Here is a 19,050-nt window from a genome sequence, read left to right on the forward strand (position 1 = left end):
ATGACAGTTTCAATCTTGTCGCGCCGCCGCTTTCTGATCGGCACCGCCGCTGCGGCCGGCGGCTTCTCGCTCGGCTTTCACCTGCCTTTTGCTGCACTGGCCCAGGAGAGAAACGCCATCCTGCCCGAGGTGAATGCCTGGGTTCTCATTCATCCGGACGACACCGTCGTCGTCCGGATTGCCCGCTCCGAAATGGGTCAGGGAACGCTCACCGGCCTCGCCCAGCTCGTCGCCGAGGAGCTCGAATGCGACTGGTCGAAAGTCACGACGGAATATCCGACACCCGGTGAAAGCCTGAGGCGGAATCGCATCTGGGGCAATTTCTCGACCGGCGGCAGCCGAGGAATTCGGGAATCGCACGAATATGTGCGTCAGGGCGGAGCCACCGCGCGCGAAATGCTCGTCGCTGCGGCCGCGACCCTCTGGAAAGTCCCGGTGCAGGAATGCTCGGCGGCGAACAGCGTCATCACCCACAATCCCTCCGGCCGGACCGTCACCTACGGCGCCGTTGCTTCGCTCGCAGCGCACATGCAACCGCCGGCCAATGTGCCGCTGAAGGATCCGAAGGACTGGAAGATTGCCGGCAAGCCGTTGCCGCGGCTCGATACGCGCGACAAGCTGACAGGCAAGCAGGTCTACGGTGTCGACCTGCAACTGCCGGGCATGCTGAACGCCTCGATTAAAGCCTGCCCGGTCTTCGGAGGGAAGGTGGCAAGCTTCGATGCCGCAGCCGTCTCGGGCATGCCGGGCGTAAGGAAGGTCGTTCAGGTCGATGAAACGGCCGTTGCCGTTGTTGCCGACACGTGGTGGCAGGCCCATTCCGCCCTTAATGCGCTGCCGATCGTTTGGGATGAAGGCCCGAACACGAACGTCAGCAGCGAAACGATTGCCGCGATGCTGCGAGAAGGTCTGGACGCAGAAGAGGCAGTCGTTGGCACGGCGATTGGGGACGTTCGGGCAGCACTTGCCGAAAGCGCCAAGGTCGTCACGGCTACCTATTCTTTTCCATACCAAGCCCATGCCACCATGGAGCCCATGAACGCGACGGCGCGATATACGACGGATAAATGCGAAGTTTGGGTGCCGACGCAGAACGGAGAGACGAGCCTTGTCGCTGCCGCCGAAGCCTCCGGCCTGCCGATGGAGCAATGCGAGGTATACAAGCTGCATCTCGGCGGCGGCTTCGGGAGGCGTGGCGCTTACCAGGAATATGTCCGTCAGGCCGTGAGGCTTGCCAAAGAATTCGCGGGCACCCCCGTGAAGCTTATCTGGTCGCGCGAAGAGGACATGCTGCACGGCGCGTACCATCCGGTGACGCAATGCCGCTTGCGAGCAGCAATCGACAAGCAGGGCAACGTGTCCGCCTTTCACATGCGGATCAGCGGGCAGTCGATTCTCTGGTCGCTGCGCGCCGAGGTGCGCGAGACCGGGCGCGATCCGGCCGTGTTCCAGGGTCTGAACGACGGCGATGCCGAAGGCGCCTTCGGCTATACCATCCCCAATCTGCTGATCGATCATGCGATGCGCAATCCCCCAGTTCCACCGGGGTTCTGGCGCGGGGTCAATCTCAATCAGAACGCTCTCTACGTCGAATGCTTCATCGACGAGCTCGCCCACGAGGCGGGCATCGACCCGCTCGAATTGCGGCGAAAACTGCTGGTCAACCATCCTAACCACCTTGCCGTTCTCGACGCAGTCGCCGAACGGATCGGTTGGGAAAAGCCGGCAGGAAGCGGTATCCATCGCGGCCTTGCCCAGATCATGGGATTCGGCAGCTACGTCGCAGCCGCGGCGGAAGTCTCGGTCACAGACGGGCAGCTTAAGATCCACCGCATCGTCGCGGCGACGGACCCGGGCCATATCGTGAATCCCGCCCAGGCCGAGCGGCAGGTGGAGGGCTCTTTCGTCTACGGTCTTTCAGCCTGCCTCTATGGAGAGTGCACGATCAATGGCGGTCGCGTCGAACAGGAGAATTTCGATACCTACGAGGTCATGCGTATGGACCAGATGCCGGCCGTCGAAACCATTCTCATGCCATCGGGGAATTTCTGGGGCGGCGTCGGCGAGCCGACGATCGCGGTAGCGGGACCAGCGGTTCTGAACGCGGTCTTTGCGGCCACTGGCAAGCGCATCCGACAATTGCCGTTGAAGAACAACAGTCTCGGCGTTTGATGGGTGGTGGCGAAGGCATCGCGCGCTGCCGAGGCGCCTTTCAACGACGCTCCCGACGCGACCGCGGGTGATGGTGCCACAGCCATGGCGGGTCAAACCCCGCAATCCCACCCTGTTGAGAAGTTCAGCGCCCACGCTGCGGCCCGAATTGGGTGAGGCGTTTTCCAGCCGCGCCGGCATAGCCGGCACAAGCGGCCGCAGCGAGCATCAGTGAGCGGAGCAGCCGAAGGCAACCCGCGCCCGCCGGGTAGCGCCGTAGGGTTTGCCGAACGCTTGTGGGAAACGCCGGCACCAGAGGTGGAAGACCAAAATGAACCGCTTGCCGGGGGCAGTCGGTCCCGGTTTCCGCCCTTCGAGCGGCGCTATGCTAAACCTCCTGCGGCTGCCCTTTTAACCGGTCAAGCGGTTGCGAACTGGCTTCGGCTGCGCCTTCGCCCGGTATGCTCATTTGTTTGCTTCAGTGGGGAAAGGGCGCGCTGCCCCCTCTCCCCTGCAAGGGGAAAATCGGTCTCCCCGTCCTTCCTCCGCTCGCCTTTATCTCGCTCCGTGCAGGATCGACTCGGATCCGCTCGAGGTGGATTTTGCGTCGCCCCTTCGGGCGGGTGATCCCCCTCCGACTTGTCCCCTTGCCCCCTCTCCCCCGCTGCTCCGCGCGAGTTCGGGGAGCAGGAGCGGGGCTCCTGCCCCTTCGGGCATGAGGCCGCTTCGCGGGTATAGGGAAAAAAGGGGAACCATCATGACTGACATCATCACTGTTGCATTGAGCAAGCTCGACGCCGATCCGAGGAACGTCCGCAAGACCTACAGCGCCGAGGGCATCGAGGCACTGGCTGCGATGTCGTCCCCTCACCTACTCCGACGATTTCTGCGATTTTCGGATCGACACGGAACGTAGACCCCTGACGACGAACAAGGCCGAACAAATCGCCCGAGATGGCTTCGGTGCAATTGAGCAAGAGTCGGCTCTAGTTCCATAAGGTTCATTTGTCATGCAGTCTTTATGGGGCAGGGATGTTCGGAATTCGGGATTGAGGAGGCGCAGCGTCTGCTGGATGAGGACTCGCGCGCTAGATCGCCGTTCAGCTGGCCTGCACGACGAAGGTGCCGCCACAACATTGAGGCCGGGATAAACGTTTTCTACTACCATCAGCACGAAGTCAGCGCATTTGCTATGCCGTCTCTTCCCTTGCTCGAAGTCGGCAAAAGCATGAGCGCCCTTGGCTTCAACCCGAAGAAGTGAAATCCAGCCAGTTCTCGACCTTGAGATCACGAATGCGTGTGAACTCGCTACTGTTGGCCGTTACCAGCACCGCTCCAAGCATACAGGCATGAGCCGCGATGAACAGGTCATTCGGGCCGATGGGCCTCCCAGCGGCCTCCAGTTCAGCCCGGATGCCGCCGTATTCGGCATCAGCAGGCACATCGAGCGCAAGCACTTGCATACTTTCAAGAATGGTCTCGATTTGCGCCAGCAGTTTCGATGATCCCTTCTTGGCGCATCCATAGCGTAACTCTGCCGCCGTAATGATGCTGACGCAGATTGCATCCGGTCCTACCTCGGCAATGCGTTTAGTGACAGCCCCCTGTGGGTTTCGCGCAAGCTCGGACACGATATCGGTGTCCAGCATGTAGAGCCTGCTCACAGGTCGATTTCCTTCACCGGCAACAGGGTTTCGTCAACGTCAGGGAACTCATCTTCAGACCCGAGCGGCTCCAAACCAGCCAGCACTTCCAGCAAGTTCTTGCGGAGCACCGGCTCTATTATCAGCCGATCTCCGTCCCGATGGATCATCACCCGATCGCCGGGAAGCTCAAAATCAGCGGGGATACGTACAGCCTGACTTCTATTATTTCGGAAGAGCTTGGCTTCCCTTGGCGGTGTTGGTTCGTTGTGTCGGAGTTGGGGCATCTCGGCCTCCTTTGCATATACATGTGCATATACATCCCCGTGGGCTGGATTTCAAGCGCCTGATCAGAGACCCCTCGCGAGTTTAGTCGGCGCTGGCGTGGGCGCGCTGCATCGAATGCCGCCCGAGGCCGACGGCCTACGGGTGGTCGCACGGGGAAAGATGGAGTTCGTGGGCACGTCGGACCCGGCTGGGGGAAGACCCTTTCGTGCTTGCGGCCTGCAAAGATCACCCGCTTGCCGCCAAACCCTCAGTCGGCTGGGCAGACCTCGAGCCCTACCATCTGATCACCGCTCATCGTTCAAGCGGAAACAGAACCTTGCTGGATGCGGCCCTGACAAAATCGAATAGCAAGCTGCGTTGGTTCTACGAAGTGACCAATCTGTCCACCTCGCTCGGTCTGGTCGATGCCCTTAGGGATTTCAGTCCTGCCGCGCATGGCGACCCCGCAGGATGACCATCCGCTCTTGATCACACTCCCGATTAGCGATCCCGAGATATCGCGTACCATCGGCGTGGTCCGCCGTCGCGGCGGCACCCTATCGCCGGCCGCGGAAAGGTTTCTCAAGATGCTGATGGACGTATGGGGCAGTAATTGAGGCGAGCCCTTATACGCGTCAAGTTGAGGTGAACAGATGTGTCAGCGGATCACGCACTTGAGCCTGCTGGGGTCGCTTTACCCGCTCCGTTCACAAGGGATCTTGCCCAGTGAATCCACAGAATAGCGGGGCGTTCGCTGCAAGCAGCGCCGACAGACGGTCAGCGACAGTGCGGACGGATTCCCGGTCCCGCTCGTCATCATGCAGCACGATCCACAAGTGGTGGCTCAGCTCGTCAATCACGTGGCCCGCCCGAAGGAAGCTGGGATCGCGATCGCCGATGAAGCACGGCAGAACACCGACGCCCGCTCCCGCCTTCACAAGATCGAACATCGAACGAGGTGCGTTCACCCAGTTTGTGATGAACTGGCCCCGATGTTCAAACGTCCACCGCTTCCACCGCTGATTTGCGACGTCGGTGCCGAGCGACACCCAGTTGTTGTTGCGTTGCTGATCAAAACCCTGGGCGCAGTAGGGCGCGTAGGCGATCCGGACGGAACGGCGGGCAGCGACATTACCAGTCTCCGGCCGCTCGGCGGCTAGTCCTATGTCTGCTTCGCGGTACGTCAGGTCAAGGATGGCCTCGGAAGTTTTGAAACACACGCGAAACGAGTCGCGGGGCGACCACAGGTGGTTGAAGCTCGCGGCCGTGAAGCACGACAACGTGCTGTCGGAAAGAAGCCGCACCATTGGCAGCGAGTGTACCGACTCCTGCCAGTTGTGGATATCTTGCGCCGCCTCATACATCGCCTTCACGCGCTCCAGCAGAACGTGTCCGTCCGGTGCAAGCTCGTATCCCGTACGCGCCCGTACAAACAACGCTCTCCCAATGGCGCGTTCAAGCGCCAGCATGCGCCGTCCGATTGTAGGCGCGCTGACGCCCGCCCTCTCGGCGGCACCCGCCAGCCCGCCTTGTTCAGCGACGTGCAGGAACAACCGAAGATCATCCCAATTCTCGAGTTTCATCTCTGAAACGTGCCTTTCGCTTGTGCGTCTACATCTTCAAGCCGCCACGAACCACATTCTGGCCAGACAGCATGGCGGAGAAACGAGATGCTATTGCAATGGACGATTGTATATAGAGAGCTAGTAACCCAACACCGCAAGAAAAGAACCAATGCTTTTGCCGATCCGCTCGACGGTCGCGAATGGGACGGCTTCGGCTGGATCGTTAGCTGGTTCGAGAAATCTGCGGAGCGCCGTTCAAAGGCGACGGAAGGCGTGCCAGGCTCAGCCCGTAGCACGAAACTGACCACTAGAGCGGTATGTATTTAAGCCCGTTCATATCCCGCCTCTTTGAAGTAGGCTGCGCATTCCTGTGGGGTGACGGCTTGGAGAATGTGGCGCAGTTCGTCATGGATTGCGTCGCGTGATCTGGCCTGTGCCTCACGCAACCAGTGCTTGATTTTGGCGAAGAGCTTTTCGATCGGATTGAGATCGGGGGAATATTTCGGCAGAAAGAACAGGCGGGCGCCGGCCTTACGGATGGCGGCGCGGATCTCCTGACCCTTATGGGAGCCGAGATTGTCCAGGATGACGATGTCGCCGGCTTTGAGTTCCGGCACCAGAACTTGCTGGACATAGATGCGGAAGCGTTCGCCATTGATCGGGCCATCGAGGATAAAGGGAGCGCTGACGCGGTCGGCCCTGAGTGCGGCGACAAAGGTCATGGTGTTCCAATGGCCGAAGGGGGCGTAGCCCACCAGTCGTTCGCCGCGAGGCGCCCAGCCCCGCAGCGGCGCCATGTTCGTCTTCGTCCAGGTCTCATCGATGAAAACGAGGCGGGCGGGATCAATTCCGGGGCAGTGCTTCAGCCATCGTGCCCGGTGGCGGGCGACGTCGGGCCGCTCCCGTTCGCTGGCGACCAGCGTCTTTTTTTATAACTCAACCCCTCTTCGTGCACGAAGGTCCAGACGGCGCGATAATCCACCTTCAGGCCGCGCTCGCTCAACTCGGCGACAAGTCCGTGCAGCGTGAAGTCGCGCTCGCGGCAGCGGCAAAGCAGCCAAGCCCGGTGCGGACCGGAAAGCTTGCGGGGCTTGTGCCCACCCATCTGGCCGGGTGCGGCGCTGCCCGTCTCGCGAAACCGCCGCACCCAATCGATCGCGGTGCTGATGCCGATGCCGAAGCGCTTGGCCGCTGCCCGGCACGATAGGCCCTCGCCCGTCACCGCATCGACAACGCGTTCCCGAAGATCATTCGAAAAAGGTCTCGCCATAAAGGCCGGCCTCCTTCACCGGCCTGAATGGTGAATCTGATTTGCGCAGAAAAAGGAATCCCCTTTCCGATTCCGCCTAAATGCATCCCGCTCTAACGCGCCCGGTTTCACTAGTTCCTGCAGCTTGCGATCCGGCCCAGGCCCGCGCATCCCCTAACAAGTAGAGCTATTTTGCATTTGTCCTAATCTTTAAGTTGCGACGGACCTCGCCTCCGTTGATGCCGACAGGGGTGCCTAAATTGAAAGGTTGCTGATTGAATAGAGCGTGGATAGCGGCGGGGCGGCGCATCGTCTCGGCAGTGCGGATCCGCGGAGCTTCAAGACGGAGCTCGACCGTCTGGGATTGAAGGACACGGCCGCGATCGACCGCATCAACGAGGTCGCCAGCCTCGTCGACCGGACACACCGGGCGGAGTTGAGCCGAACCTACGAACTCACGCGGAGCCTGAAGAAGGGCCTCGGCTTGAGTATTTAGGTCACCGTAAAGTGGCCAGGGCGCCGAGCGCTTCAGTTATTGGTTGTGGGTATCCCTTAAGCCGCGACGTCGCCGATCAGTGAGCCAGCCGGAATGTTCCATTCCTTGCTTAGCTTTCGGATCTGATCCAGATTGATTTCCCGCTTGCCGTTCAAAAGATCGGCCGCCCGCGCTTTGGAGCCAATAACCGCCACGAGATCGGCACGCGTGTAATTGTTCGCAGCCATCACGGACTTGACCACCTCAACCGGGCTCGCCGTCGGGATTGGATAGTGCTTACCTTCGTAGTGTTCGATTAGAAGGACGAGCGCGTCAAAGTGCGCAGCTTCCTCAGAGCCTTCATCGGGTTCGTTCTCGAAATACGGCCGAACTTCCTTCAGCGCGGCGTTGTACTCGACCTCACTCTGAAGCGTTCGAAAAGCTTTCAAATCCAACATGTCGACTTCCTTTCACGTCAGAGGTCTTTGACGTCGATCGCATCGTACTGGGCGTGCGTCCCGGCAAACAGAACGAAAATCCGCTTTGATCGAAATGCGACCAGCCCCGCGTGAAGTTCCCAATTTGGAAATTGTGTAGTCGGGGCACTCTCAACTACCACCAAAGCAACATCGACGGAATGCAGTCTAGGAGAGCTTTTGGCGCGAATCTGGCCGGAATGGGCCGCCCCTGCATGTCAACCTCGGCTATCTCTCTTGCTCGAGCTCGAACGCGCACGCGTGGTTTCCGACGCTGCCGTGCTTGGGAATGTCGTGCGAATGGGATCGATGGTAGAGTATGAAACTGACACCGCAGACGGGCGAACAGTGACGCTTGTATTCCCAAAGGACGGAGCATACCGACGCGTTTGCGCACCTTCAGGCTCTGGATAGCGGCATGCGGCTTGTTGCTCAACCCGATGGAGCCGCCGGCATGGCCCTGATGAAGTCGATGAAGGCCCGCAGGGGCGCCGGCACCAGCCGGCGCCCAGGATAGTAGAGGAAGGGGCCGGGAAAACTCAGCCACCATGGCTCCAGCACGGGCTCCAGCGCTCCATTTTCGAACTGCGGACGCAACCAGTCCTCGAAGAGCGAGACGATTCCAGTTCCGGCAATCGCCGCTGCGATCCCAAGATCCGAGCCGCCGCCCGCCTGCACCACGAGGGACGTGGGCGGGTCAATCGTGATCACCTCGCCGTCGCGCTCGAACTCCCAGGGACTGATCGGCCGGCCGGCAAAACGGCCGCGGATGCAGCTGTGAGAAAGCAGGTCGCGCGGATGCTGCGGCCGGCCATGCGCGTCGAGATAGGCTTGCGAGGCGCCGCTCGCATAACGCTGCACGCGTGGCCCAATCGGAACGGCGATCATGTCCTGCTGCAGCCGCTCGTCGTAGCGGATACCAGCATCGCAGCCCGCGGCGACAACATCGACGAAGCCCTCCTCGGTCACGATCTCCAGCCTAATGTTGGGATAGGCCGCAAGGAACGGTGGCACGATGGGCGGCAGGACCAGCCGCGCGGCGCTGACCGGCACGTTCAACCGCAGGACGCCCGCCGGGCGGTTGCGGAAGCCGCGAGCGAAATCGAGCGCGGCATTGATCTCTCCGAATGCCGGTCCGAGCCGCTCCATCAGCCCCCGGCCAGCCTCGGTCGGTACGACGCTGCGGGTGGTACGGTTGAGAAGCCTGACGCCGAGTTCCGCCTCCAGGCGCCGTACGGCGTCACTCAGCGCCGACGCGCTGATGTCGCTCGCCCGAGCCGCCTCCCGGAACCCACCGGCCCGAGCGACCTTCATGAAAGCGCCCACATCCGCCATGTTGGGCCTGTCCCGTTCCATATTCCCGCTCCCAATTGTTCGGCGTGCCGCACAGCCCGTACGAATGGTAGCTGATTGTCCTGCCGATGAAACAGCCTTAATCCCGTTTTTGTGGCTCAAATGGAGATCAGTGCATGTCCAGTGTTGCAGAATCAGGAACTTTCATGCTCGGCGAGCGGCCGGTGAACCGGTTCGGCTATGGTGCGATGCAGCTTGCCGGCAAAGGTGTCTTCGGCCCTCCGCGCGATCGCGCGGAAGCGGTCGCCGTCCTTCGCGAAGCGGTTGAAAGCGGCGTCAACCACATCGACACCAGCGACTTCTATGGCCCGCACGTGACGAACGAGATCATACGGGAGGCGCTCCACCCCTACCAGGACGACGTCGTCATTGTCACCAAGGTGGGCGCCAGGCGCGGCGCGGATGCCTCGTGGAATCCTGCGTTCTCGAAGGAAGATCTGACGCAGGCCGTGCATGACAACCTGCGCAATCTCGGGCTCGACGCGATCGAGGTGGTGAACCTGCGCGCCATGTTCAGCGTGCACGGCCCGGCCGAGGGTTCGATTGAGGAGCCGCTGACGGTGCTGACCGATCTCAAAAGGCAGGGGCTGATCCGGCATATCGGCCTTTCGAACGTGACCTTGAGGCAAGTCGAGGAAGGCCGCAGGATCACCGAGATCCTCTGTGTGCAGAACATGTACAACCTCGCCAACCGCGCTGACGACGCCATGATCGACCGGCTTGCCGCCGAAGGCACCGCATATGTGCCCTTCTTCCCGCTCGGCGGCTTTTCGCCGCTGCAATCCTCGACGCTGTCGGATGTGGCGGCGCGGCTAGGGGCGACGCCGATGCAGGTGGCGCTCGCCTGGCTGCTCAAGCGCTCGCCGAACATCCTGCTGATTCCCGGCACCTCCTCGCGCGTGCATCTGAGGGAGAATCTCGCCGCCGCCGAAGTCGACTTCCCAGACGAAGCAATGGCCGAACTCGACGGAATGGTGCCCGCCTGAAGGAGAACCTGCGGATGGAGCACGGCGCGTCGGGCGAACAACGCGCTCCGCTTCCTACCGACCGAGCCCGCGGCAGCGGCGGGGACGCTTGGATACCGATTCTGGACGGCCGCAACAGAAACCTGGACTTTGACACATGGTCGCCGCTGCCCGCTGGTGGGATACCTTGCGCGAAATCATTCAGGGCGTCCTGCTCGTCGGCTGAGCGACCAGAACCTCCCCAGGAGTTCCGGCGGCCGACGGACATGACTTCCCGATTCATCCGACCACACTCGACAGGAGGATGGTGTGACGCGGGAAGAAACCGAGAAAACACTGCAAGCTTTGGCGGAAGGCGTCCGCACGTGGCGGCGAGCGCCCATCTTGCACTGCCCGCACGAGGAAGGCCTGGAGTACGAGGATGTCTTCTTTCCCTCGGAGGATGGCATTCCGCCTGAAGGATGGTTCATCCCGCGATCTGGATCGGACGAGATGATCATCGCCAACCACCCACGGTGGTTCAACCGGGCCGGACTGCCGTCACATCTCGAGCCGTGGAAGTCGTTGGGCCGTTCTGCCGGCAACGACTTCGAGGTCAATTTCGTGCCGGGTTACAAGATCCTGCACGACGCGGGTTACAATGTGCTGGCCTATGGATGTCCGCAGCCGCAGTGATACGCGGGAAATGACCATCGGGCTTTTCAGCCGCTGCTTGGGCTGCAACGCCACTATGTTCGCCATGACGCGTCGGCCCGGCGTTTTCGATGGTGAACGCTGCATGGTGTCGCCGCAGCCATTGTCCAGCGGCGTCGCGCCAGCGGTTCGGCGTTCCCGCCAGCTATATGGAAGATCTGAAGGACCGCGTCGGGTTGCAGACGAGTTTTACGCTCGATCAGTTCTCGCCCGTCCCCCTGGGCCAAGAGCCTCATGATCCCAACGTTCCTCTACCAGGTAAGAGACGACCTCTATACGAGGCCGGACGACATCCAGGCCATGTTTGACAACATCCCGATTGCCAACAAGAAGCTGCACTGGATCGAGGGCACGACGCGGCGGTGGGACGGTTATACCTATTTCCTGCGAGCCGGAACAGATGCTCCACTGGTTCGCCCGCTTCATGGCCTGACGGGCGATATGGCCGGCCCGGTTCGACGTCGAAGACCTCCCCCAGCCCGGCTCGCGTCGGGCCGGGTCATACAACGGGCTTCCGGCAATCGCAGGTCTGGCGCGCCCACAGGCAGGCCGCAGCGAAGGCCGGTTACCGCTGGCTCTCGATGAGCTCCGAACTAGCCGCCTTTCTTGACGCGATAGGCGTCCGGCAGGACGAAAATCTCGTCGGCGCGGCCATATCCGCCGTCCTTTACTTCCTCGATCAGCACCATCGTGTGCGGCCTTGCCGCCTCCGAGAAGTATTCGACGAGCATATCAGTCATGCGGTGCACGATCTCTTCCTTCTGGCCGCGACTGAGCGCAGCTTCAGGGGTTTTGATGTTGACGAATGGCATGGAATTCTCCTTTAGGTTTCTTCAGATCATGCCGCCATTGGCGCGGAGCACCTGGCCGTTCACCCAGCCTGCTTCGGGGCTGGCAAGGAAGGAAACGACCGAGGCAATGTCGTCCGGCCGACCCAGCCGCCCGAGCGGAATCGTCCCGACGATCCTCTCGACCAATTCATCGGACTTGCCGGTCATGAACAGTTCGGTCTCGACCGGGCCGGGCGCGACCGCATTGGCTGTGATGCCCCGGCGGCCGAGTTCCTTCGACGCGACATGGGTCATGGCCTCGACGGCGGCCTTGCTGGCGGCATAGACGCCATAGGTCGGCCCATAGGCGCCGACCACGCTGGACGAGAAGTTGATGATGCGTCCACCGTCGCGGAGCCGCCTAGCTGCTTCGCGCATGGCGCGGAACGTACCGGTGAGATTGATCGCGATCTGCTGCTCGAAGCTCGCGTCGTCGGTTTCGGCAAGCGGTGCCAGCTTCAGGATGCCGGCGTTGTTGACGAGGATGTCGACGCTGCCAAAGCCTCCTTCGGCAGCATTGAACAGGTCAGCAGCGGCGCTCGGGCTGCTTATGTCAGCTTGCACCGCGACCGCCTTGCCGCCGCCCGCCTCAATCTCAGCAACCACGGCGGCCGCAGCCCCAGGGCTGCTGAAATAATTCACCAGGACGGCGATGCCGTCCTTTGCCAGTTGTAGCGCAATGGCCCGGCCGATTCCCTTGGATGCGCCGGTGACGATCGCGACGCGTTGTCCTTTGATGGTCACGTCATAGTCTCCTGTTTGACGAACAGGGAGATACTGCCGACGCCGGTTCAGAACAATTGGGCAAGGATTGACATGAGAATTCGGCTGTGGTGAACAAAGCCATGGACCGGCTCGACCGCATGCAGCTCTTCATCCGGATCGTTGAGCGGCGCAGCTTTGCTGCGGCGGCGTCCGACCTCGGGCTTGCCCGATCCACCGCCACGGAAGCGATCAAGCAGCTGGAACACGATGTTGGCGTTCGGCTTCTCGAGCGAACGACCCGGCATGTCGCACCGACGCTGGACGGCGCGGCCTTCTACCAGCGCTGCATTGCGATCCTCGCGGAGGTCGACGAAGCGGAAAACGCCTTCCGCGACATGCAGCCCCGCGGCCTGTTGCGCGTCGATGCGCATCCCCTGCTGACACGCACGTTCCTCCTGCCGCGGCTCACCGAATTCCTCGATCGTTATCCTCTGCTTGACCTTCAGATCGGTCAGGGCGATCGCCTGGTGGATCTCGTCAGGGAAGGCATCGATTGCGTCATCCGCGCCGGAGAGATTGCGGACAGCGGCTTGATCATGCGCCGCCTCGGGATGATTACTGAAATCACCTGCGCCAGCCCGGCCTACATCGAGAGGCACGGAATTCCCCACTCCCCCGATACGATGGAAGGTCATCGCGCCGTGGGATTCATCTCGTCCCGCACCGGACAGATCATGCCGCTCGAATTCACGATGGGTAGCAGTGTCCGCTACGTGACCCTGCCGTGCAGGTTGACCGTCAACAACTCGGACACCATGAACGATCTCGCCCTTCGCGGCTTCGGCCTAATTCAGGCGCCGCGGTACCGCTTGCAGCGGGACCTGGACGAAGGAGCCCTGGTCGAGGTCCTCGCCGAGTTCCCTCCCCCGCCGACACCGCTTTCGGCGCTTTATCCCCAGAACCGCCAGCTTTCGCCGCGGGTGCGCGTCTTTCTCGACTGGGTCGTCAAACTGTTCTCCGAGGCCGACTTGTGACGATGGGTCGAATGCCGGCTGAACCACCGCTCAGTTCGCGACCACAGCAGTCTGCCGGCCCGGCATCGCTTCGGCCCGGGGGCGGCGTGCGCCTTCGGCACTACCCGTTCCTGCCTGACCGCGTGAAGACGGCGCTTGAATTCTAGCTCACCCTATAAACAGGCCCGCCCGAGAGCAGCACTGCGGCCGGGCGGCGGCGACGACCGTCGAACAGCACCGACCTTAGTGCGCAGATCCTATCACCAAACCTCAGTATCTCCACTTCGGAGCGCGTTTGGCATTATGCTGCAGCTCGGAAGCTGTGGCAAACCGGCCAAACAGCCGGCGAAGTCGGATCTCCTCTTTCCCACCCAATTGATGTTGCTCGCAATATTCGCGGACGTTCCAAACCTTGGCAACGGTGTGCTTCGAAAGCTTTTCGGCTTCGACATGCTCCATCTTGCTCCTCCCAGGCAGTGGACGGCCAGACTATGCTACCAAAGTCTAATTAAGCAAGAAGTAAAATAAAGTATGACTTATTGCCTGTGCCCCTGTCGATTACCACGCTATGTTGCCTCTTCTGCGACTATCTTGCCTCCAAGACGCAGAACACTCATCCGAAAGAAAGCCCCTCTTAGCGGTAAAGATAGTGACGTGCTCACGCCCGCATGGCCTCTCCATCGTCGCAGGAACCTTCGCCGCAACCATTCTGGCTTAAGGCATTATTAGTTTGCGAGCGCCGCGCTGTGAGCCTTGTTCATTACGCGCTTTAGATCGTCGATCGCCGAGGCCGAGGGGAGCGTCTCTCCTTCGAGTTCGGGCGGCAGCTTCCAGCCGGGCTCAACCCCCTGCATGTTCGGCAGTTCGTGGGCAATGCCCTTATGGCAATCGATGCAGGTCGCCCTGCCCGGCAGCAGGTAGCGCGTATGGATTTCTGCTGCACGCTGCGTCTGCTTGGAAAGGTCCATCGCCGCTGAGGAGTGACAGTTGCGGCACTCGAGGCTGTCGTTGGCCTTGAGCCGCGCCCATTCGTGCTTGGCGAGTTCCAGGCGGTGGTCGAGGAACTTCTCGCGCGTGTTGATGGTCCCGAAGATCTTTCCCCACACTTCCTTTGAGGCCTGCATCTTGCGGGCGATCTTGTCCGTCCACTCATGCGGCACGTGGCAGTCGGGACAGGACGCCCGGACGCCCGAGCGGTTGGAGAAATGAACCGTGCGCGTAAGCTCCTCATATACGTTGGCCCGCATCTCATGACAGGAGACGCAAAACTCCTCGGTGTTGGTGAGCTCCAAGGCGGTGTTGAAAGCGCCCCAGAAGATCACGCCCCCGACGAAGCCGCCGAGTGTCAAAAAGGCGAGGCTGAGCGTTGCGGCCGGCGTAGTCAGGATCTTCCACACCCAGAGTAGGAGGCGCTTTATCCGAGCCATGGCCTACTCGCTCCCCGCCTGGCTGACGCCCATCTCGCTCATGTCCCGGAAGGTGTTGCCGACGAGCGGTCGCACGTCCGCCTGCGGCACGTGGCAGGCTGTGCAGAAATAGCGCCGCGGCGAAACGTCGGCGAGCATCTGCCCCTCCCGCGTCATGTAATGGGTGACGCTGATCATCGGCGCGCCGGACTCCTGTGTGAGTTCGCGCTTGTGGCAGGAAAGGCATCGGTTGGTGTTGACCGAAAGTTGGTAGCCCTCGATCGAATGCGGGATGACTGGGGGCTGGTCGGGATAGGCGCGCTCCTTGCGGACGTCGTCAACAACCCACTTCGGGATCGGGTGCGCCTCTACTTCGCCCATTTCCTGCGGCGGGCCGGAAAGCTCCGGCACCCGTTTGTCAGCCATTTGCGCGATTGCTCCCGTTGCGACGACCAGGATGGCCAACGGCGCCCCCAGTATCGATCCAGGGCTTCTCATCATGCGACAGAGACGATTTTGACCGCGCATTTTTTGAAATCCGTCTGTTTGGAGATGGGATCGGTTGCGTCGAGTGTCACCTTGTTGATCAGCCTGCTGGCGTCGAACCAGGGTACGAAGATGACGCCCGGCGGCATGCGGTTGCGGCCGCGCGTCTCGACGCGCGCGCGAATCTCGCCGCGGCGGGAAACGATCCTGACCTCGGCCCCCTGGTTGATACCGCGATCGCGTGCGTCGCCCGCATTCATGAAGCAGACTGCACCGGGGAACGCCTTGTAGAGTTCCGGCACCCGCATCGTCATCGAGCCGGAATGCCAGTGCTCGAGGACGCGGCCCGTCACCAGCCAAACGTTGTATTCGTCGTCGGGAGATTCCGCCGGCGGCTCGTAGGGAACGGCGAGGATCACCGCCTTGCCGTCCGGACGACCATAGAACTTCACGCCCTCCCCCGGCTTCACGTAGGGATCGTAGCCCTCCCGGTAGCGCCAGAGCGTCTCCTTGCCGTCGACGACAGGCCAGCGGAGCCCCCGCTCCTCGTGGTAGCGGTCATAGGGGGCGAGGTCATGCCCGTGACCGCGCCCGAAGGAGGCATATTCCTCGAACAGGCCCTTCTGGATGTAGAAGCCGAAGGCCTCGGCCTCGCGGTTGGCGTATTCCCTGCTGATCTCGCTTGCCGGGAAGCGGTCGACGTTGCCGTTCTTGAAGAGCACGTCGTAGAGGGTCTTGCCCCGATAGCCGGGACTGGCGTCGAGGATGTCGGTCGGCCACACCTCGTCGGTGGTGAAGCGCTTGGAAAACTCCACCATCTGCCAGAGATCGGAACGGGCCTCGCCGGGCGCATCGACGAGCTGGTGCCAGACATGGGTGCGCCGCTCCGCATTGCCATAGGCGCCTTCCTTCTCCACCCACATGGCGGCCGGAAGGATCAGGTCCGCGCTCATAGCGGTGATCGTCGGATAGACGTCGGACACGACGATAAAATTGTCCGGATTACGATAGCCCTGATAGGTCTCGTTCTGCGTATTGGGAGCCGCCTGGACGTTGTTGTTGACCTGCACCCAATAGAAATTGAGCTTGCCGTCTTTCAGCATCCGGTCCTGCTCAACCGCATGGTATCCGGGTTTCTCCGGAATGATGCCGTGGGGAATGCGCCAGATCTCCTCGGCATGCTTGCGGTGCTCCGGATTGGTCACGGTCATGTCGGCTGGCAGCCGGTGGGCGAAGGTGCCGACCTCGCGCGCCGTCCCGCAGGCCGAGGGTTGACCGGTCAGCGAGAACGGGCTGTTGCCCGGCTCGGAGATCTTCCCGGTCAGGAGATGCAGGTTGTACACCATCTGGTTGACCCAGACGCCGCGCACATGCTGGTTGAACCCCATGGTCCAGAGCGACATGACCTTGCGCTTGGGATCGGCATAAAGGTCGGCCAGTTGTTCGAGGAATCCGGCCTCGACCCCGGTGAGTTCGACCACCTTGTCGAGCGTGTATTCCGACACGAAAGTCTTGAAGCTCTCGAAGTCGCTCGGCGTCATTTTAGCCGCATCCTTGGCGTTCAGGGCCTTGACCTCGAGCGGATTGTCGGGCCTCAGGCCATAGCCAATGTCGGTCGCGCCGAGCATGAACGTCGTATGCTTCCTGACGAAATCCTCATTCACTCTGCCGGTCTGGATGATGTGGTTGGCGATGTAGTTCAGGATCGCCAGATCGGTGCCCGGTTTGAAGACGATCGGGATGTCGGCCAGATCCATGCTGCGGTGGGTGAAGGTCGAGAGCACCGCCACCTTCACATGCTCGTGGCCGAGCCGACGGTCGGCGAGACGCGTCCACAGGATCGGGTGCATTTCCGCCATGTTCGAGCCCCAGAGCACGAAGGCGTCCGCGTGCTCGAAGTCGTCGTAACAGCCCATCGGCTCGTCCATGCCGAAGGTGCGCATGAAAGCGTAGGCGGCCGAGGCCATGCAGTGGCGGGCATTGGGATCGAGATTGTTCGAGCGGAACCCGGCGCGCATAAGCTTCGTGGCCGCGTAACCCTCGAAGATGGTCCATTGCCCAGAGCCGAACATGCCGACGGCGGTCGGGCCCTTGTCCTTCAGCACCCGCTTCGCCTGCTCGGCCATGACTTCGAAGGCCTCGTCCCAGCTCACCGGCTCGAACTCGCCGTCCTTGGCAAAGGCACCGTTGCGCTTGCGCAGAAGTGGCGTCTTCAGACGGTCGGCGCCGTACATGATCTTCGACAGGAAGTAGCCCTTGATGCAGTTGAGGCCGCGGTTGACCTCGGCCTGCATGTCGCCATGGGTGGCGACGACCTGTCCCTCCTTGACCCCGACCATCACCCCGCAGCCGGTACCGCAGAAACGGCAGGGCGCCTTGGACCACTTTATCTGAAGCGCTTCGACGCCGCCCGGCACGGGCTGGGCCGCCGCCGGAAGCGCGATCCCCGCCGTCGCAGCGGCGATGCCGGCCGCATGCGCCTTCAACATTTCACGCCGCGTCAGTTCGCCGGTCATGGCCGATCTCTCCTTGAGTTTCGACATGCTCAAACACCATGTTGGCTGCCACCACGCCCTCGAGCACCGCGATACGCGAAAGACTTTCACCGAGCATCCCGGTGCTGGTGCCCTCGATCACGACGACGATCTTTCCCGCCTCATGGGCGTAGATCTCGACGTTGGGCATCTCGGCAAGTTCAGCGACGACACGCTCCCGCATATGCGGCATCGTCACGATGACGGCGCTGGAGATATGATAGGACGCGCTCCGATCAGACATGGGCGCGCTCCCACTCGACCTCGCGAATGCCTATCGCTGCCACTGGACAGACGGAAAGGCAGGCGCCGCAGCCGGTGCAGGCCTCTTCGTCAAGCTCGGGCAAGAAGGGCCCGCCGGCACGCGGCCGGAAGCGGATCGCCTCCGTCGGACAGGCGTCGCGACAGGCCTGGCAATCGGTGCGATTCCTGGCAAGACAGCTCTCGCCGATCATCGCGATGTGTGGAAATTGTTGTGGCCGGCCGGCGAAGACCGGCTCGGGACAGAGTTCCGCGCATTGGCCGCAGAAGGTGCACTCGGCGACGGAGAAATCGAGCGCCGGGCGATCCTTGATCAGCCGGATAATCTGCGTCGGACAGGCGTCGACGCACCGTCCGCAGCCGGTGCAGGCCTCGAGGCCTTCCGGGGTTGCTCCCGGCGGAGAGACACGCCCACTCCCCCGCTTGTTAAAACCGCGGAGAAAATTTCGCCTCGATAGGTGGACCGGCTTGCTCATTAGTGCGCCGGAGGGCCGGGTGGGCCGAAGATGATCTGGAACATCCAGACAAGAAAGCCGTAAGCACCCACGACGCCCACGGCGACGATTGGCCAGATGCCGAAGGCCAGGACGAGGAAGGTGGTGAATTCGTTTCGCCGCTGCGATCGTGGTAGGCTCGCGGTTGGCTGATCAGCATCGGGCATTTAGCGTCTCCTCTCCGCATACGCCTGAGAGAAGTTTAGTACCTAGCAGATAAAAATAAAGGGAGATCCCAGATAATTCGTGTGTCGCAGTTTACAATGCTCCAAGGGAAATTGTTGTTTGTCAATTACTTGGGGAGCGGGGCGATAATTATTACCGAAGTCTAATACAAGCGCGTAGCGAGGCATTGAGGCCCGGTGTATGGATTGGTCTACTGTTTACCTGGCTTCGTTTATTGTTGGCCGCGGCGAGAGCTGCGTCGAGATAGCCGTTGTTGGTCGGTATAAAGGTGACTCTTTAGGCGATGTCTCGGACTACA

At 61.5% G+C, this 19,050-nt stretch carries 21 protein-coding genes and 2 pseudogenes; 7 read left to right on the forward strand and 16 right to left on the reverse strand.

The features are described 5' to 3' along the window. Window positions 1-2,172: a xanthine dehydrogenase family protein molybdopterin-binding subunit gene (locus PZL22_RS24365; RefSeq protein ID WP_127634375.1), complete on the forward strand. Its 2,172-nt coding sequence runs from the start codon at window positions 1-3 to the stop codon at window positions 2,170-2,172. Window positions 2,173-2,908: 736 nt separating this feature from the next. Then, on the forward strand, window positions 2,909-3,067 hold the full coding sequence (locus tag PZL22_RS24370; protein ID WP_164820653.1) for a hypothetical protein: 159 nt from the start codon (window positions 2,909-2,911) through the stop codon (window positions 3,065-3,067). A gap of 328 nt (window positions 3,068-3,395) precedes the next feature. Here PZL22_RS24370 and PZL22_RS24375 read toward each other — a convergent pair whose 3' ends face one another. Continuing rightward, entirely contained in the window at window positions 3,396-3,815 is a 420-nt protein-coding gene (locus tag PZL22_RS24375) for a type II toxin-antitoxin system VapC family toxin (RefSeq protein WP_088198215.1), read from the reverse strand. Further along, a complete protein-coding gene (locus PZL22_RS24380) occupies window positions 3,812-4,081 on the reverse strand; it encodes an antitoxin (RefSeq protein ID WP_088196198.1) in 270 nt (89 codons plus the stop codon). Before PZL22_RS24380 ends, PZL22_RS24375 begins: the two co-directional genes overlap by 4 nt. A 121-nt stretch (window positions 4,082-4,202) precedes the next feature. On the opposite strand from PZL22_RS24380, the pseudogene PZL22_RS24385 reads away from it, so the two are divergent. Further along, window positions 4,203-4,678: pseudogene (locus PZL22_RS24385) on the forward strand (LysR substrate-binding domain-containing protein); the annotation flags it as partial. Between the two features lie 90 nt (window positions 4,679-4,768). Here the strand turns inward: PZL22_RS24385 and PZL22_RS24390 are convergent. Beyond that, on the reverse strand, window positions 4,769-5,644 hold the full coding sequence (locus tag PZL22_RS24390; protein WP_164820652.1) for a LysR family transcriptional regulator: 876 nt from the start codon (window positions 5,642-5,644) through the stop codon (window positions 4,769-4,771). 305 nt (window positions 5,645-5,949) lie between these two features. Continuing rightward, a protein-coding gene (locus PZL22_RS24395; protein ID WP_011970797.1) for an IS630-like element ISRm2011-2 family transposase occupies window positions 5,950-6,896 on the reverse strand; the annotation gives its coding sequence in 2 pieces (ribosomal slippage) (window positions 5,950-6,557 and window positions 6,557-6,896; 948 coding nt in all). 265 nt (window positions 6,897-7,161) lie between these two features. Here PZL22_RS24395 and PZL22_RS24400 point away from each other — a divergent pair. Further along, window positions 7,162-7,371 carry a hypothetical protein gene (locus PZL22_RS24400; protein ID WP_234837684.1) on the forward strand — a complete coding sequence of 70 codons (210 nt, stop codon included), beginning with the start codon at window positions 7,162-7,164 and terminating at the stop codon, window positions 7,369-7,371. 56 nt (window positions 7,372-7,427) lie between these two features. Here the strand turns inward: PZL22_RS24400 and PZL22_RS24405 are convergent, their stop codons facing one another. The 3 genes and pseudogenes from PZL22_RS24405 to PZL22_RS24410 form a co-directional block, all read right to left on the reverse strand. Beyond that, the gene (locus PZL22_RS24405; protein ID WP_127525420.1) at window positions 7,428-7,808 is read right to left on the reverse strand and encodes a helix-turn-helix domain-containing protein; all 381 of its coding nucleotides are present in this window, start codon (window positions 7,806-7,808) and stop codon (window positions 7,428-7,430) included. Between the two features lie 17 nt (window positions 7,809-7,825). Continuing rightward, window positions 7,826-7,915: pseudogene (locus PZL22_RS31440) on the reverse strand (type II toxin-antitoxin system HigB family toxin); the annotation flags it as partial. Between the two features lie 343 nt (window positions 7,916-8,258). Next, a complete protein-coding gene (locus PZL22_RS24410; protein WP_127525419.1) occupies window positions 8,259-9,182 on the reverse strand; it encodes a LysR family transcriptional regulator in 924 nt (307 codons plus the stop codon). A 113-nt stretch (window positions 9,183-9,295) separates the two neighbouring features. Here PZL22_RS24410 and PZL22_RS24415 point away from each other — a divergent pair, with 113 nt between their 5' ends. Continuing rightward, entirely contained in the window at window positions 9,296-10,165 is an 870-nt protein-coding gene (locus PZL22_RS24415) for an aldo/keto reductase family oxidoreductase (RefSeq protein WP_088198217.1), read from the forward strand. Window positions 10,166-10,453: 288 nt separating this feature from the next. Then, window positions 10,454-10,819 carry a hypothetical protein gene (locus PZL22_RS24420; protein WP_164820711.1) on the forward strand — a complete coding sequence of 122 codons (366 nt, stop codon included), beginning with the start codon at window positions 10,454-10,456 and terminating at the stop codon, window positions 10,817-10,819. 611 nt (window positions 10,820-11,430) lie between these two features. Here PZL22_RS24420 and PZL22_RS24425 read toward each other — a convergent pair. Further along, window positions 11,431-11,649: a tautomerase family protein gene (locus PZL22_RS24425; RefSeq protein WP_013845422.1), complete on the reverse strand. Its 219-nt coding sequence runs from the start codon at window positions 11,647-11,649 to the stop codon at window positions 11,431-11,433. Between the two features lie 21 nt (window positions 11,650-11,670). Beyond that, window positions 11,671-12,411, reverse strand: coding sequence for an SDR family oxidoreductase (locus tag PZL22_RS24430; RefSeq protein ID WP_127634294.1), 741 nt, complete (start codon window positions 12,409-12,411; stop codon window positions 11,671-11,673). Between the two features lie 101 nt (window positions 12,412-12,512). Here PZL22_RS24430 and PZL22_RS24435 point away from each other — a divergent pair, with 101 nt between their 5' ends. Beyond that, the gene (locus tag PZL22_RS24435; protein ID WP_153492798.1) at window positions 12,513-13,406 is read left to right on the forward strand and encodes a LysR family transcriptional regulator; all 894 of its coding nucleotides are present in this window, start codon (window positions 12,513-12,515) and stop codon (window positions 13,404-13,406) included. Between the two features lie 249 nt (window positions 13,407-13,655). Here PZL22_RS24435 and PZL22_RS24440 read toward each other — a convergent pair whose 3' ends face one another. From PZL22_RS24440 to napE, 7 genes are all read right to left on the reverse strand, one after another. After that, window positions 13,656-13,844 carry a hypothetical protein gene (locus PZL22_RS24440; RefSeq protein WP_013845425.1) on the reverse strand — a complete coding sequence of 63 codons (189 nt, stop codon included), beginning with the start codon at window positions 13,842-13,844 and terminating at the stop codon, window positions 13,656-13,658. Between the two features lie 266 nt (window positions 13,845-14,110). Beyond that, complete coding sequence (locus tag PZL22_RS24445; RefSeq protein ID WP_088196046.1) at window positions 14,111-14,812, reverse strand: cytochrome c3 family protein; 702 nt, start codon at window positions 14,810-14,812, stop codon at window positions 14,111-14,113. Window positions 14,813-14,815: 3 nt separating this feature from the next. Next, entirely contained in the window at window positions 14,816-15,319 is a 504-nt protein-coding gene (locus PZL22_RS24450) for a nitrate reductase cytochrome c-type subunit (RefSeq protein ID WP_020479568.1), read from the reverse strand. Continuing rightward, complete coding sequence (gene napA / locus PZL22_RS24455; RefSeq protein ID WP_127634295.1) at window positions 15,289-17,793, reverse strand: periplasmic nitrate reductase subunit alpha; 2,505 nt, start codon at window positions 17,791-17,793, stop codon at window positions 15,289-15,291. Before napA ends, PZL22_RS24450 begins: the two co-directional genes overlap by 31 nt. After that, a complete protein-coding gene (locus PZL22_RS24460) occupies window positions 17,768-18,055 on the reverse strand; it encodes a chaperone NapD (RefSeq protein WP_013845449.1) in 288 nt (95 codons plus the stop codon). The genes napA and PZL22_RS24460 overlap by 26 nt, the downstream gene beginning before the upstream one ends. After that, window positions 18,048-18,548 (reverse strand): ferredoxin-type protein NapF, encoded by a 501-nt coding sequence (locus PZL22_RS24465; RefSeq protein ID WP_088201148.1) that lies wholly within the window; start codon window positions 18,546-18,548, stop codon window positions 18,048-18,050. Before PZL22_RS24465 ends, PZL22_RS24460 begins: the two co-directional genes overlap by 8 nt. Then, the gene (napE, locus tag PZL22_RS24470) at window positions 18,548-18,733 is read right to left on the reverse strand and encodes a periplasmic nitrate reductase, NapE protein (RefSeq protein WP_088198221.1); all 186 of its coding nucleotides are present in this window, start codon (window positions 18,731-18,733) and stop codon (window positions 18,548-18,550) included. Before napE ends, PZL22_RS24465 begins: the two co-directional genes overlap by 1 nt. Between the last annotated feature and the right edge of the window lie 317 nt (window positions 18,734-19,050).

It is taken from the genome of Ensifer meliloti (assembly GCF_030064585.1).
Lineage (GTDB): Bacteria > Pseudomonadota > Alphaproteobacteria > Rhizobiales > Rhizobiaceae > Sinorhizobium > Sinorhizobium meliloti.

Bases quoted from the DNA above. Each gene is read 5' to 3' on its own strand.
- PZL22_RS24365 (WP_127634375.1), top strand. From the start codon at position 1: ATGACAGTTTCAATCTTGTCGCGCCGCCGCTTTCTGATCGGCACCGCC.
- PZL22_RS24370 (WP_164820653.1), top strand. From the start codon at position 2,909: ATGACTGACATCATCACTGTTGCATTGAGCAAGCTCGACGCCGATCCG.
- PZL22_RS24380 (WP_088196198.1), bottom strand. From the start codon at position 4,081: ATGCCCCAACTCCGACACAACGAACCAACACCGCCAAGGGAAGCCAAG.
- PZL22_RS24390 (WP_164820652.1), bottom strand. From the start codon at position 5,644: ATGAAACTCGAGAATTGGGATGATCTTCGGTTGTTCCTGCACGTCGCT.
- PZL22_RS24405 (WP_127525420.1), bottom strand. From the start codon at position 7,808: ATGTTGGATTTGAAAGCTTTTCGAACGCTTCAGAGTGAGGTCGAGTAC.
- PZL22_RS24410 (WP_127525419.1), bottom strand. From the start codon at position 9,182: ATGGAACGGGACAGGCCCAACATGGCGGATGTGGGCGCTTTCATGAAG.
- PZL22_RS24415 (WP_088198217.1), top strand. From the start codon at position 9,296: ATGTCCAGTGTTGCAGAATCAGGAACTTTCATGCTCGGCGAGCGGCCG.
- PZL22_RS24425 (WP_013845422.1), bottom strand. From the start codon at position 11,649: ATGCCATTCGTCAACATCAAAACCCCTGAAGCTGCGCTCAGTCGCGGC.
- PZL22_RS24435 (WP_153492798.1), top strand. From the start codon at position 12,513: ATGGACCGGCTCGACCGCATGCAGCTCTTCATCCGGATCGTTGAGCGG.
- PZL22_RS24440 (WP_013845425.1), bottom strand. From the start codon at position 13,844: ATGGAGCATGTCGAAGCCGAAAAGCTTTCGAAGCACACCGTTGCCAAG.
- PZL22_RS24445 (WP_088196046.1), bottom strand. From the start codon at position 14,812: ATGGCTCGGATAAAGCGCCTCCTACTCTGGGTGTGGAAGATCCTGACT.
- PZL22_RS24450 (WP_020479568.1), bottom strand. From the start codon at position 15,319: ATGCGCGGTCAAAATCGTCTCTGTCGCATGATGAGAAGCCCTGGATCG.
- napA (WP_127634295.1), bottom strand. From the start codon at position 17,793: ATGACCGGCGAACTGACGCGGCGTGAAATGTTGAAGGCGCATGCGGCC.
- PZL22_RS24460 (WP_013845449.1), bottom strand. From the start codon at position 18,055: ATGTCTGATCGGAGCGCGTCCTATCATATCTCCAGCGCCGTCATCGTG.
- PZL22_RS24465 (WP_088201148.1), bottom strand. From the start codon at position 18,548: ATGAGCAAGCCGGTCCACCTATCGAGGCGAAATTTTCTCCGCGGTTTT.
- napE (WP_088198221.1), bottom strand. From the start codon at position 18,733: ATGCCCGATGCTGATCAGCCAACCGCGAGCCTACCACGATCGCAGCGG.